Here is a 13,586-nt window from a genome sequence, read left to right on the forward strand (position 1 = left end):
CACGGGGGTAAGTGCGCGCGATGAAACAATTATCCGAAGCAGAACTGGTCGCCGTCGCGGTCGATCGGGATGTGATCACGCCGCACCTGGGCATCGCCGAAAGCGCCGCCGCGCTGGCGCCGCTGCTGGCCGACGGCGACGTGATCGTCGCCGCGGCGGACGAGGCGCGCGCCGCCGCGCTGGGTCGTGCGCTCGCCGCCGCGGTGCCCGGCGCGCAGGTCGTAATCTGCCCGGGCAGCGATGCCCTGCCGGGCGATGCCGCGCCGTCGTCGCCCGCGAACGTGGGCCAGCGCGTGTCGGCGCTGCGTACGCTGCGCCGGCTGGCGGCGCGCGCCGACCGGGCGACGGTGGCGCTGGTGACGACCGGGGAGGCGCTGGCGCGCGCCTACCCGCCGCCCGCGGACTTCGATGCCGAGCCGCCCACGGTCGCGATCGGCGACGCGGTCGACCTGGCGGTGCTGTACCGGACCCTGCTCGACATCGGATATGTCGCGGACGACCGCGTCGACGAACCCGGCGAGGTCGCGATGCGCGGGCAGGTGCTCGACGTCTTCCCCGCGGACGCCGCGCTGCCGCTGCGGATCGAGATCGCCGAGGGGCGGATCGCCGCGATCCGCCGCTACGATCCGGTCGACCAGCGCAGCACCGACGAGATCGCGCGTCGCGAACTGGGCCGGGTGACGGAGCCGGCACTGGGCAGTGCGCGGACCGTCCTGCTGGACCATCTGCCCGGCGCGTGCGTGGTGATCGGGGCGGCGGCGGACGAGCGGCGGCGGCGGTTGCTGCTGCTGGTGGCGGATGCGGTCGCGCGCGGATCGCGCCGTGCGCGCGCCGACGTGATCGACGCGGCGGCGTGGGATGCCGCCGTCGCGACGCGCACGGTCGCGACGCTGGAGCGGGCGGGCGATCCGCCGCCGCGGTTCGTCGAGGGACCGGCGCCGTTGCGCGCTTTCGCCAGGGCCGCGCGCGCGGCGGCAGCGGCGGGCGACCGGATCGTCCTCCTCGGCGGCGGGCGCGACCTGCGCTTCCTGACGCCGCGCGTCGCCAACGTCCTGAAGACGACGGCCCGGGCGGCGACGGGCTGGGCCGATGTGGTCGCGGCCGATCCCGGCGCGCTGCTGACGCTGGACCTGCCCGCCGAGCGCGGCTTTCGCCGCGACGGCGTGTTCGCGGTGGCGGCTGCGGACCTGATCGGCAGCCGGGCGGTCCGCGACGGCGCTGCGCCGCCCGCCGTCGCCACGACGTTCGAACAGGCGACCGAGATCCGGATCGGCGACGTCGTCATCCACGAGGATCACGGCATCGCCACCGTCGCGGGGCTGGAGGCGTTGCCCGACGACGGCGGCGACGCGATCCGGCTGGCCTATGCCGACGACGCGATCCGGCTCGTGCCGATATGGGAGGCGGACCGCCTGTGGCGCTACGGCGCGGAGGAGGATGCCGTCAGGCTCGACACGCTCGACGGCGCAAGCTGGCGAAAGCGTCGCGGCACGATCGACGCCGGGATCGCCGAGAGCGCGCGGCAGCTGACCGCGCTGGCCGCCGAACGCGCCGAACGGACCGCGCCGTTGCTCGATCCCGATCCCGCGGCCTACGAACGCTTCGCCGCGGGTTTCCCGTATTCCGAAACCGCCGACCAGCTCGCCGCGATCGAAGCGGTACGGTCCGATCTCGCCTCCGGCCGCCCGATGGACCGGCTGATCGTCGGCGACGTGGGATTCGGCAAGACCGAGGTGGCGCTGCGCGCGATCGCGGTCGCGGCGCTGGCGGGGCGGCAGGTGGCGGTGGCGGCGCCCACGACGGTGCTCGCGCGCCAGCACCTGGACGGGTTCGCGGCGCGATTCGCGGGCACGGGCGTGGTCGTCGCCGGGCTGTCGCGCCTGTCGAGCGCGGCGGAGAAGAAGCGCGTGAAGGCCGGGCTGGCCGACGGATCGATCCACGTCGTCGTCGGCACGGGTGCGGTGGCGGCGAAGGATGTCGCCTATGCGCGGCTCGCGCTCGTCGTGATCGATGAGGAGCAGCGCTTCGGCGCGGCGGACAAGCAGCGGCTCCAGGACCTGTCGCAGGGGCATGTGCTGACGATGTCGGCGACGCCGATCCCGCGGACGCTCCAGTCCGCGATGGTCGGCCTGCGGCAGATGTCGATCATCGCCACCCCGCCCGCGCGGCGCCAGCCCATCCGCACCGCGGTGAGCGCGTTCCAGCCGGAAACGCTGCGCGCGGCGCTGCTGCACGAACGCAGCCGCGGCGGGCAGAGCTTCGTCGTGGTGCCGCGTATCGCCGACATGGCGCCGCTGGCCAAGACGCTCGCCACGCTGGTCCCCGAGCTGGAGATACTGGAGGCGCACGGGAAGCTGCCCGCCGCCGAGATCGACGAGGCGATGGTCCGGTTCGCGGGCGGTGACGGCGACGTGCTGCTGGCGACCAACATCATCGAGGCGGGGCTGGACGTGCCGCGCGCCAACACCATGGCGATCCTCAACGCCGATCGCTTCGGCCTGTCGCAGCTGCACCAGTTGCGCGGTCGCGTCGGGCGCGGTCATCGGCGCGGGCAGGTGCTGCTGTTCACGAAGGAGGAGGATGCGATCGCGCCGCGCACGCTGAAGCGGCTGCGCACGCTGGAGGCGTTCGACCGGCTCGGCGCGGGGTTCGCGATCAGCGCACGCGACCTCGACCTGCGCGGGGCGGGCGACCTGATGGGCGATACGCAGGCGGGGCACATGCGGCTGATCGGGGTCGAATTGTACCAGCGATTGCTGGAGGGCGCGTTGCGCACGATCCGGGGGGAGGACGTGGAACGGTGGACGCCGGTCCTGCACCTCGGGATCGACGGCGACCTGCCGGAGGCGTGGATCCCCGAGGTGGACATGCGCGTGTCGCTGTATGCACGCCTGGCCCGCATCGACGCCGCGCGCGACCTGGATGCGTTCGAGATGGAACTGGAGGACCGGTTCGGCACCCTGCCCGAGGCGGCGGCGCGGTTGCTGACGATCGCGCGCATCCGGCTGAAGATGCGCGAGATCGGGATCGCGCGGATCGACGCGGGGCCGGCGGCGATCGCGATCACGACGCGTCCCGGCGCCGAGACGCCCTCGCCCGCGCTCGCCCTGCGCGAGAAGGGCGGGCGCCTGCTGCTGGACGAGCGGATCGCGGACGCTGCGGTGCGGCTGGACCGCGTGGATGCCGTGCTGGACGGCTGGTCGGGGGACTGAGCCGGCGCCTATCTCGCGGCCGCGGCGGGCAGGTCCAGCCAGTCGGTGGGGGGAAGGCCGTACAGCAGGTCGAAGAATTCCAGTTGCAGGCGGGCCGCCTTGTGCTGGTTGCTGTTCCACAACATCACGATGCCGCTCCTGCGCGCGGGATCGAACAGGATCAGCGCGCCATAGCCGTCGACCGAGCCGCGGTGGCCGACCAGACGGTGCCCCGCGTAATCGAAGCTGCGCCACCCCAGGCCGTAGGCGGCGTTCGTCAGCGCGCGGTCCATCGGGCCGCGGCGGCCGTGCGGCGGCGTGCGGACCCTCGCCCGGTGCATCGTGTCGAGCACGGCCGGGGACAGCACGCGCGGCATCTCCCCCATCTGCGCCTGCATCCAGCGCGCCAGGTCGCGGATGGAGGAATTGACGCCGCCCGCGGCGGGCACGCGGTAATAGCTGTCGTTGACGACCGTCGGCGCGGTGCGGCTGCGATGCGGCCGCGCCCAGCTGGCCGCGCGTTCAAGGCCGGACCGTCCGACGCTCGCCCGCTTCATGCCCAGGGGGGTGAACAGGCGTTCGGCGGCGACCGTCGCATAGGGGCGGCCGGTCGCGCGTTCCACGATCTCGCTGGCGGCGTCGTACGCGATATTCTGGTACGCGTAACAGGTCGCGGGCGGACAGGCCGGCGGCAGCGTCCCCAGTTGCGAGCGGATGACCCGGGGATCCTCGCCCGCCTCCAGCCGGTCGTCCCAAGCGTTGCGGACCAGCCCCAGCCGGTGCGACAGGACGTCCGCGACGGTCACGCGGCTGCTGTCGCCCGGAAGGCGCAGCGTCGTTCCCATCCGCGACAATGGCGTGTCGAGCGAGAATTTGCCGTCGTAGGACAGCCGCGTGACGAGCGCCGACGCGACCGATTTCGACAGCGATGCCCAGCGGAACACGGTGTCCGGCGTCACCGGCTCGGTCCCGCCGGCGGCCACGGAACCGAACCCCTTCGCATATCGGACATGCCCGCCTTCCACCGTCGCGACGGCGAGCCCCACCATGCCCGGATCCTGCATCAGGCCGCGGATGCGGCTTTCCAGGCGGCGGTAATCCACCGTCGACGCGGTCTGCGGCAACGCCATGACGGGGGGAACGGGTTGCCGGACCAGCGCGGTGCTGTCCCCGCCCCGCCGATCGGACGACGGCGCCGCGACGACCAGCGCGGCGACCGCGACGGTGGCGATCCCGACGCCCAGGACCGGGAGGAGCGATCGCGTGACGTGCATCGCGGCCCCATCCGCCACGGGTCCCGCCTTGTCCAGATGGGGGACGAAGAATGTCGGTCGGTCCGGACGATTGCGTCGACCGCGCACCGCATTATATACCGGCCGTTATGGAAGCCGCAGTCGCCAGCAAGGGACGTCCCCGCGAATTCTGCACCGACCGGGCGCTGACGGCGGCGCTCGGGGTGTTCTGGGCGAAGGGGTATGACGGCGCGTCGATGGCGGACCTGACCGCCGCGATGGGCATCACCAAGCCCAGCCTGTACGCCGCCTTCGGCAACAAGGAAGCGCTGTTCCACAAGGCGCTGGAATTGTACGAGATCGAGAAGCTGGCCTACACGCGCGAGGCGCTGAAGCAGCCGACCGCGCGGGCGGTGGCGGAATATTTCATGCGCGGGTCGATCGATGCGCAGATGAGCAGTTGCGACCCCAGGGGATGCCTGGGCGTCATCAGTGCGACCGCGTGCGGCGCGGAGGCCGAATCGATCAAGGCCGACGTGATCCAGCGACGCGCGTCGTCGCAGGCCGCGCTGGTCGAGCGGTTCGAACAGGCCAAGCGCGACGGCGACCTGCCCGATCATGTCGATGTGCCAGGCCTGACCGCCTACTTGTACACCATCTTGCAGGGGATGGCCGTGCAGGCCGGATCGGGCGCCACGCGCGCCGATCTGGAACGGGTGGTGGAAACCAGCCTGATGGTATGGCCGACACGATAGGCCGCGTCGCCGCGAAATAATCCGTACCGACCGGTACAAAAGCGTTGACGACCTCCGTCACGCTTTATATACCAGCCAGTACAGAACAAGTCGCGTCCAGGGTGGCGTGTCGGGACGACCGGCACCTTCCGTACCAAAACCGTCCGCATCGCGGATCGACCGCCACGTGTCGCCACGCCGGAAAGGCGTGTCGCCGCGATCGTCGGATCGTGTCCGTCCGCGGCATCAAAAAGGGGAATGATCCATGGCCTATGTCGATTTCTCGATCGATCCGCTGCTCGTCCATGATCGCGCGCCGCGACATGACGATGTCGATGCGGCGCCCGCTGGGTTGAGCGCGCTGGAATGGTCGGTGGTGGCGCTGGCCCGTCGCGACCGCCTGTCGTCGCTGTCCCGGCCGGGTGCCGTGTCGATCGCCCTCGGCGCGGTGTTCGGCGGCCGCCGTCACAGTCCACACCTCGCCGACCCGCGGCTGGAGGCGTTGCGGCGGATGGCGGTGCTCAGCTGGCATCGCGGCCGGGCGGTGTCGGCCGACGAACTGGCGGCCTTTCTCGACGCCGGTTTCTCCCCGGCGCAGTATCGCGCGCTGCTGACCAGCATCGCCGCCGCGCGCTCGCGCCGGGGAATGCATGCATGACCACGGTCGCGAATGCGGTGGAGGGGCCGGACGGCGGGCGGACGATGCCGCGGCGCGCCGGCGGCGGTTGGCGCCGAATGGCCTGGATCGTCCTCCCGATCGTCGCGTCGGCCGCCGCCTGGGACGTGCTGGATCGCGAAGGGGCCGCCATCGCGGCCATGCCGGTGCGGATCGCGACTGCCGGTGAAGCGGTCCCGCCGGATCGGCTGCCGCCCGCCCCTGTACGACGGTGATCGCGGATCGCGCGACGAAGGCGACTTACCGTCCCTCGTGCGTTGAAGGGGAAAGGAGCGCCGTTCGATGTCCCGCAAGATCCTCATCACCGGCGCCAGCGTCGCGGGCAACACCGCGGCCTGGTGGCTGGGCCGCGCCGGTTTCGACGTGACCGTCGTCGAGCGGACGCCCGCCTTCCGCGACGGGGGCCAGAATATCGACGTGCGCGGCCCGGGCCGCGAGGTGCTGCGCCGCATGGGGCTGGAGCAGGCGGCGCTCGACCACGGCACCGGCGAGGAAGGTACGGTCTGGATCGATGCCGAAGGGCGGCCTGCGGCGTCCTTCCCCGCGGGCGACGCGGCGGGCGACGGGCCTACGGCGGAGATGGAGATCCTGCGCGGCGACCTGGCCCGGCTGTTGTACGAGCCCGCACGCGACCGCGCGACGTACCGGTTCGGGGACCATGTCGCCGGGGTCGTGGAGGACGACCGGGGCGCCTGCGTCACCTTCGCGGGTGGCGCGGTCGAACGCTACGACGCGGTCATCGTCGCGGAGGGCGTCGGATCGGCGACGCGCGAACGGTCGTTCGCGGGCGAGAACAGGCCGCGCTGGATGGACCTGACGATCGCCTATTTCACGATCCCCCGCACTCCCGACGACGATCGCATGTGGCGCTGGTACAATGCCACCGGCGGGCGCAGCATATCGCTTCGTCCCGACCGCCACGGGACGACGCGCGCGATGCTGTCGGTCCAGGGGCCGGCGGGCGGGGAGCAGGACTGGGATGTCGGGCGGCAGAAGGCGTGGCTGCGCGAGCGGTTCGTCGATGCCGGGTGGCAGGCGAGCCGCGTGCTCGACGGGATGGAGGCGACCCACGATTTCTATTTCGACGTCCTGCGGCAGGTGCGGATGCCGCGCTGGTCGATGGGCCGCGTCGTGCTGACCGGCGACGCGGCCTGGTGCGCCACGCCGATCGCGGGCTACGGCACGACCCTGGCCGTCACCGGCGCCTATGTCCTGGCGGGGGAGCTGGCGCGGACGGACGATGTCCGCGCGGCGTTCGCCGCCTACGAACGGGCGATGCGCCCGATGGTGGAGGATGCGCAGGGAGTGCCCAAGATCGCGCCGCGGCTGATGAACCCGCACAGCGCGACGGGTATCCGCGTGCTCCACGCCGCGCTGTCGGTCGCCAGCCTGCCCGCGGTGCGCGGCATCGCCGCGACGTTCTCCGGCGGCGGATCGACGGCGCCCGACCTGTCGCGCTACGACGGCGCGCCGCCCGTGGCGACGGACGCCGCCCCGCCCGCGGGCCTGTCGCCCGCGATCGCACTCGGCATCGTCGGTACGGTGCTGGCCGTGAGCGCCGTGGTGGGGCGCCGCAATGCGCCCGATCCGGCGCATCCGGGCATCCGCCGCTGGTATCGCGGGCTGGACAAGCCGGGCGTCACGCCGCCGGACGCGGTGTTTGGCGCGGTCTGGCCGGTGCTGGAAACCGGCCTTGCGGTCGGCGGATACCGCCTGCTGCGCCGTCCCCCTGGGCCCGCGCGCGATGCCGCGGTCGGCCTGTGGCTGGCGAACGGCGCGATGATCGGCGGGTGGACCGCCTTGTTCTTCCGCCGGAAGCGGCTCGGCGCGAGCGCGGTGGCGTCGGGCGCGATGGTCGCGACGAGCGCGGCCTATGTCGCGACCGCGGCGAAGGTGGACCGCCCCGCCGCCGCCGCGGGCGTGCCGCTGACCCTGTGGCTGGGCTTCGCCACCCTGCTCGCCACGCGCATCTGGCGCGACAATCCCGCGCCGCGCGCATGAAGGCGATCAACCGGATCGACCTGAACCTGCTCGGCACGTTCGAGGCGATCTACACGCATCGCGGCGTGACCGCGGCGGCGCGCCACCTGAACCTGTCGCAATCCGCGATCAGCCATGCGCTGGCCCGGTTGCGTGCGGTGTTCGACGACGAACTGTTCGTGCGCGCGGGGAACGAGATCGTGCCCACCGCGCTGGCCCGGTCGATCATCGATCCGGTCCGCGACGCGCTCAGGGGGCTGGAACAGGCATTGGTGGCCGCGACGCGGTTCGATCCCGCCACCGCGACGCGCGCGTTCCGGATCGGGTTGCGCCAGGCGAACGAAGCTCGCGTGTTCGCGGGCATCGTGGATCGCGCGATGCGCGCGGCGCCGGGCGTGACGCTGGCAAGCGTCGATTTCCGTCGCAGCGACGTCGCCGGTGCGTTGGCACGCGGCGACCTAGACCTCGCCATCGACGTGGCCAGTGACGCGACCGCCGGCCTGTGCGCGATCCCCGTGCAGCGCGACACGATGGTCGTCGCGGCGCGACGCGGGCATCCGGGGATCGCGGCGCAGCTGGACCTGGAGGCGTATCTGGCCGCGGACCATGTCCTCGCCTCGCCCCGGTCGTCGGGTCCCGGGCTGGAGGACGAGGCGCTTGCGGCGATGGGCCGGACGCGGCGGGTGGCGGTCCGGTGCCAGAACATCTGGTCGGCATGGCGGATCGTCGCGCAGTCGGACATGCTTCTGACGCTGCTGGGCACCCATGCCGATGCGTTGCTGCCGGTCGCGGACAATTGCATCGTGCCGCTGCCCTTCGCGATCGCCCCGCGTCCGCTGCAATTATTGTGGCATCCCGTGGCGGAGCGGGACCCGGGCAACGGCTGGCTGCGTGCGCTGATCCTCGATCGTTTCATGGCCGACCGGCGGGACATGGTCATGAACATGGTTCATGGCCATGATGGGGAACCGCCATTGGCGCGATCGTCCGCGGCGCGGTAGCACGCGGGCAGTCCATCATCAGGGTCCCGCCATGACGAACATCTTCACGATCCCCGAACTCGACGACCTGCGCATGTCCGAAGGCGCGCGCCCGTTGTTCGACGCGGTCAAGCGGTTCATCCACGATCACGTCGATCCGATATACGACGAATATCAGCGGCTGGGCGAGGGACGCGCCGACCGCTGGAGCTTCGCACCGGGGCAGCTGGAATTGCTGCAAGGCGCGAAGGACAAGGCGAAGGCGGCGGGACTGTGGAATTTCTTCCTCCCCAGCGCCGAGACGGGGGAGGGGCTGTCGAACCTCGACTATGCCTATATCGCCGCCGAACTGGGCAAGTCGCCGCTGGCGTCGGAGGCGCTGAACTGCTCCGCGCCCGACACCGGCAACATGGAGGTGCTGGAACGCGTCGGCACGCCGGAGCAGAAGAAGCAGTGGCTCGAACCCCTGCTCGCGGGCGAGATCCGCTCGGCCTATGCCATGACCGAGCCGCATGTCGCATCGTCGGACGCCAAGAACGTCCGCTGCCAGGCGCGGCTCGACGGCGACGAATGGGTCATCAACGGGGAGAAATACTACATCTCCGGCGCCGGCGATCCGCGGTGCAAGGTGATGATTACGATGGTGCAGACGAACCCGGACGCACCCTCGTCGCAGCAGCAGTCGCAGATCCTGGTGCCCATCGATGCGCCGGGCGTTAAGATCCTGGGCCCGATGCACGTGTTCGGCGCCGATCACGCGCCGCGCGGCCACATGCACATCCGCTTCGACGACGTGCGCGTGCCGAAGGAGAATATCCTGCTGGGCGAAGGGCGCGGGTTCGAGATCTCGCAGGTCCGGCTCGGGCCGGGGCGCATCCATCATTGCATGCGGACGATCGGCAAGGCCGAAGTGGCGCTCGACCTGATGGTGAAGCGCGGCAATTCGCGCGAGGCGTTCGGCCGGTCGCTCATCATGCTGGGCAAGAACCTGGAACTGGTGTCGCGTGCGCGGATCGAGATCGAGGCGATGCGGCTGATGGTGCTGAAGGCGGCGAAGGCGATGGACGTCCTCGGCAATCGCGAGGCGCGCGTCTGGGTCAGCATGGTGAAGGCGATGGTGCCGGAAAAGACGTGCCAGATCATCGACCAGGCGATCCAGATCCACGGCGCGACGGGCATTTCGAAATGGACCCCGCTGGCCGAATTGTACGCCGACGTGCGCCACCTGCGCTTCGCCGACGGGCCGGACGAGGTGCACCACATGGTGGTGGGGCGCAACGAACTGGCGTTGCACTGATCCACCGGCCGTCGCGGCGCGTCGCGCCCTCGCCGGTCAGGTGATCGGCGAGGGAACCAGGCGGGCGCGCAATTCGCGCTTCAGGAACTTGCCGCTGGCGTTGCGGGGCAACGGTTCGTCGAGGATCCAGACGTAGCGCGGGACCTTGTGCCGTGCCGTCAGGGCCGCGCAATGGTCGCGCAGCGCATCGATCGACACTGTCGCGCCCGGTTTCGCCACCACCGCGACGCCGACTTCCTCGCCCAGCCGCTCGTCGGGCACGCCGAAGACGCAGCATTCCGCGATCGCGGTGTGGCGGTAGATCGTCGCCTCCACCTCCGCGCAGTAGATGTTCTCTCCCCCGCGCAGCACCATGTCCTTCTTGCGATCCACGACGAAGATGAAGCCGTCCCCGTCGATCCGCGCGATATCCCCGGTATGAAGCCAGCCGTCGGTGATCGTCGCGGCGGTCGCATCGGGGCGGTTGATATAGCCCTTGATGACGGCCGCGCCCTTCACCCACAATTCGCCGATCGCGCCCGGCGGGACGGGATTGCCGTCGTCGTCGACGCACATCGTCTCGTACGCCGGCATCGCCGGGCCCGCGCTGTCGGGCCGGTCGACGAAGAAATCGCCGCCGACGGAGGTGATGATGCCGCACGTCTCCGTCATGCCGTAGCCGGTGCTGGGGCGGGCGGTGCCGACCTCCGCGTCGATCCGCTGGACCAGGTCGGGCGGAACCTGCGCCCCGCCGCCCGCCAGCGCCAGCAGGCTGGACGTGTCGGTGGTCGCGAAGGCGGGATGATTGATGATCTCCCGCGCCATCGTCGGCACCCCGCTCATCGAGGACACGCGCTCATCCGCGATCAGCCGCAGCGCCTCGCCCGCGTCCCACCGGTACATCAGCACCAGCGTGCCCCCCGCCGCGGTCGTCAGATACGCGCCGCAATTGTTGGCGGTGACGTGGAACAGGGGGGTGGTCAGCAGCGTGACGGGTGGGGCGGGGGGCTCGGCGGGCGGCGCGACCCCGGTGGCCAGTTCCATCGCCCGCGCGGTCGAGGCGCCGGAATACAGCATGTTGAACAGGTTGGTGACGCAGCCGCGGTGCGTCAGCTGCGCCCCCTTCGCATGGCCGGTGGTGCCGGACGTGTAGAAGATGCAGGCGTCGGCGTCCGGATCGATGTCCGCGTCGGGCATCGCGCCGCCGTGCGCGACGACGTCGGCCCATGGGGTGACGTCCGGTTCCGCCCCCGACAGGCGGACGCCGATCAGCCCGATGCCGTCGCCCATTCCCGGGCGCTCGCGCAGCCGCGCCAGTCGTTCGGCATCCAGGAACAGGAACGCGGGCCGCGCATCGTCGAGCGCATATGCCATCTCCTCCGCGGTCCACCACGCGTTCAGCCCCACCGCGGCCACGCCGATCGACACGCACGCCCAATAGGCCAGCATCCATTCGGGATAGTTGCGCATCGCGATCCCGACGCGATCACCCGGCCGCACGCCCCGCGCCCACAGCCAGGCCGCGACCGCGTCCACCTGCCGGTGCGCGTCCCGATAGGTCAGCCGTTCGTCGCGGTAGACCAGATAGTCGCGGTCGGCGAAGGCGGCGGTGGCCCGCCACATGTCGCGGACCGACCCCGGCGCGTTGCGATACGCCAGCACGTCGCGCCCGAGCACGTCGGTCCGGACGATCTCGAACATGCCGCCGGGTCCGGTCAGTTCTTCCCGCGCCTGCTTCAGTTCCGCGTAATGCACGTGTCCGGTCCTCTCCTGCCGCGGCGTTATCGCCGTCCGGCCCGTCGATCGGGCGTCGCGCGATGGGCCGCAGGCGGCGGCATCGCGGCTCCCGTAACTTTCGTTATGTCGGGGAATGCACCCTCGTCGCGGCAGAAGCAACCGTTCCGGCAGGTTCGCATCGCGGGTCCTTTGCGATAGCGGTGCTGGCCATGGACGATCGGATGGACGACGGGCGCCATGCGCCGCAGCGCGGCAAGTTGCGACGATGGTGGAGGATGTGGGTGGTCGGGGGCGTCGATCACGACGCGGTGCTGCGCCAGATCGCGGCCGATTCCGGCTGGACCGGGCGATACGCCTTCCTGATCGTCGTTTCCGCCGCGATCTCGCTGCTGGGTCTGCTGATGCCGTCGGTCGCGGTGCTGATCGGGGCGATGCTGCTGTCGCCGCTGATGATGCCGATCATCGGCCTGGGCTTCGGCATCGCGACCTTCGATACTCACGAAATCCGCCGCGCCCTGACCGCGCTTGTCGCGGGAAGCGCGATCGCGGTCGTGCTGTCGGTCGTGTTCGTCTCGCTCTCGCCGATCCAGACCATCACGGGCGAGATCGCGGGACGGACCCGGCCGACCCTGTTCGACCTGCTCGTGGCGCTGCTGTCGGCGGTGGCGGGCGCCTATGCGCTGATCCGCGGTCGCGGCGGCACGGTCGTGGGGGTCGCCATCGCGATCGCGCTGATGCCGCCGCTGGCGGTCGTCGGCTTCGGGATCGCGACGATGAACTGGACCATATTTTCCGGCGCATCGCTGCTGTTCCTGACCAACGCGATCACGATCGCACTAACGGCGGCGCTGGTCGCGCGCGTCCATGGTTTCGGCAGTCACCTGTCGCCGCAGCATACGGGGTGGCAGGTGGCGCTGTTCGTCGGGGGGCTGGGGCTGTTGTCGGTCCCGCTGGGCACCGCCCTGCGCCAGATCGCGTTCGAGGCCGCCGCGCAAAGGCAGGTGCGCGACGCCATCCGCGATCATTTCGCGGGGGCCTCGCGGCTGGGGCAGCTGGACATCGATTACGCCGCCCGCCCGATGCGGATACGCGCAATGGTCCTGACCCCCCGGATCGATCCGCGCGCGGACCGCGTGCTGAACGCCGCGCTCGTCGACCGGCTCGGCCGCCCGGTGGACCTGCACGTCGATCAGCTGCGCGCCACGTCCGACGAAGGCGGCGTGGAGGCGGTGCAGATCGCGCAGGCGGGCGCGGCGAAGGCGGACGACGACGGCCGTCGCCGTCGTGCCGTCGCGGACCTCGCGCTGCTAGCCGGGATCGACGAGGCCGCGGTGCGCGTCGATCCGCAGGACCGTCGGCTGACGGCCACGTCGGCCACGCTGCCGGGGGTGGACGCGCGCGGCTATCGCGCGCTGGAGCAGCGCGCCGCCCGGGCGTTGCCCGGCTGGACCGTCGCACTCGCGCCGCCGTCCGATGTCGGCCTGCCGTCGATCGGCCTGGTGGAGGGGGTGATCGACGTCACCGCGCTGGCGACGGCCGCGTGGGCGGGCGCACGCACCGGGCGTGCGATCGTGGTAGACGGCGGTACCGCGGCGCAACGTGCGGCGGTGGCGACCGGTATCGGCGACCAGGGCGCCACCGCCGTCACGGGCAGCGCGCGCGGCCCGCTGTCGCTTGCCTGGGCGCCGCCGGAAGAGCGCCGAACGACGGGCGGGTGACGCCGCGGCGCACGCCACGTCGTCACCCGCGCACGGCATGGCCGTCGACCCGACCGGCGTCC

General features: G+C 71.5%; 10 protein-coding genes. 8 read left to right on the plus strand and 2 right to left on the minus strand.

Annotated features, from left to right (window positions below; all coding sequences use genetic code 11):
* Positions 1–20 precede the first annotated feature (20 nt).
* A complete protein-coding gene (locus ASG29_RS03875) occupies positions 21–3,212 on the plus strand; it encodes a TRCF domain-containing protein (protein WP_082515587.1) in 3,192 nt (1,063 codons plus the stop codon).
* A gap of 8 nt (positions 3,213–3,220) precedes the next feature.
* Here the strand turns inward: ASG29_RS03875 and ASG29_RS03880 are convergent, their stop codons facing one another.
* Positions 3,221–4,483 (minus strand): serine hydrolase domain-containing protein, encoded by a 1,263-nt coding sequence (locus ASG29_RS03880; RefSeq protein ID WP_055980309.1) that lies wholly within the window; start codon positions 4,481–4,483, stop codon positions 3,221–3,223.
* A gap of 89 nt (positions 4,484–4,572) precedes the next feature.
* On the opposite strand from ASG29_RS03880, the gene ASG29_RS03885 reads away from it, so the two are divergent.
* The 6 genes from ASG29_RS03885 (at position 4,573) to ASG29_RS03910 (ending at position 10,090) form a co-directional block, all read left to right on the plus strand.
* Complete coding sequence (locus ASG29_RS03885; protein ID WP_055980311.1) at positions 4,573–5,178, plus strand: TetR/AcrR family transcriptional regulator; 606 nt, start codon at positions 4,573–4,575, stop codon at positions 5,176–5,178.
* Positions 5,179–5,422: 244 nt separating this feature from the next.
* The gene (locus tag ASG29_RS03890; RefSeq protein WP_055980314.1) at positions 5,423–5,815 is read left to right on the plus strand and encodes a hypothetical protein; all 393 of its coding nucleotides are present in this window, start codon (positions 5,423–5,425) and stop codon (positions 5,813–5,815) included.
* Positions 5,812–6,048: a hypothetical protein gene (locus tag ASG29_RS03895; RefSeq protein ID WP_055980317.1), complete on the plus strand. Its 237-nt coding sequence runs from the start codon at positions 5,812–5,814 to the stop codon at positions 6,046–6,048. The genes ASG29_RS03890 and ASG29_RS03895 overlap by 4 nt, the downstream gene beginning before the upstream one ends.
* Positions 6,049–6,115: 67 nt before the next feature.
* Entirely contained in the window at positions 6,116–7,834 is a 1,719-nt protein-coding gene (locus ASG29_RS03900) for a tryptophan-rich sensory protein (RefSeq protein WP_162242930.1), read from the plus strand.
* Positions 7,831–8,814, plus strand: coding sequence for a LysR family transcriptional regulator (locus ASG29_RS03905; protein WP_055980319.1), 984 nt, complete (start codon positions 7,831–7,833; stop codon positions 8,812–8,814). The genes ASG29_RS03900 and ASG29_RS03905 overlap by 4 nt, the downstream gene beginning before the upstream one ends.
* Before the next feature lie 31 nt (positions 8,815–8,845).
* Positions 8,846–10,090 carry an acyl-CoA dehydrogenase family protein gene (locus tag ASG29_RS03910; protein WP_055980322.1) on the plus strand — a complete coding sequence of 415 codons (1,245 nt, stop codon included), beginning with the start codon at positions 8,846–8,848 and terminating at the stop codon, positions 10,088–10,090.
* A gap of 36 nt (positions 10,091–10,126) precedes the next feature.
* Here the strand turns inward: ASG29_RS03910 and ASG29_RS03915 are convergent, their stop codons facing one another.
* Positions 10,127–11,824, minus strand: coding sequence for a class I adenylate-forming enzyme family protein (locus ASG29_RS03915; RefSeq protein ID WP_055980325.1), 1,698 nt, complete (start codon positions 11,822–11,824; stop codon positions 10,127–10,129).
* Between the two features lie 191 nt (positions 11,825–12,015).
* Between ASG29_RS03915 and ASG29_RS03920 the strand changes: the two genes are divergently transcribed.
* The gene (locus ASG29_RS03920) at positions 12,016–13,524 is read left to right on the plus strand and encodes a DUF389 domain-containing protein (RefSeq protein WP_235532751.1); all 1,509 of its coding nucleotides are present in this window, start codon (positions 12,016–12,018) and stop codon (positions 13,522–13,524) included.
* Positions 13,525–13,586 lie beyond the last annotated feature (62 nt).

Source organism: Sphingomonas sp. Leaf412, assembly GCF_001425405.1.
GTDB lineage: Bacteria > Pseudomonadota > Alphaproteobacteria > Sphingomonadales > Sphingomonadaceae > Sphingomonas.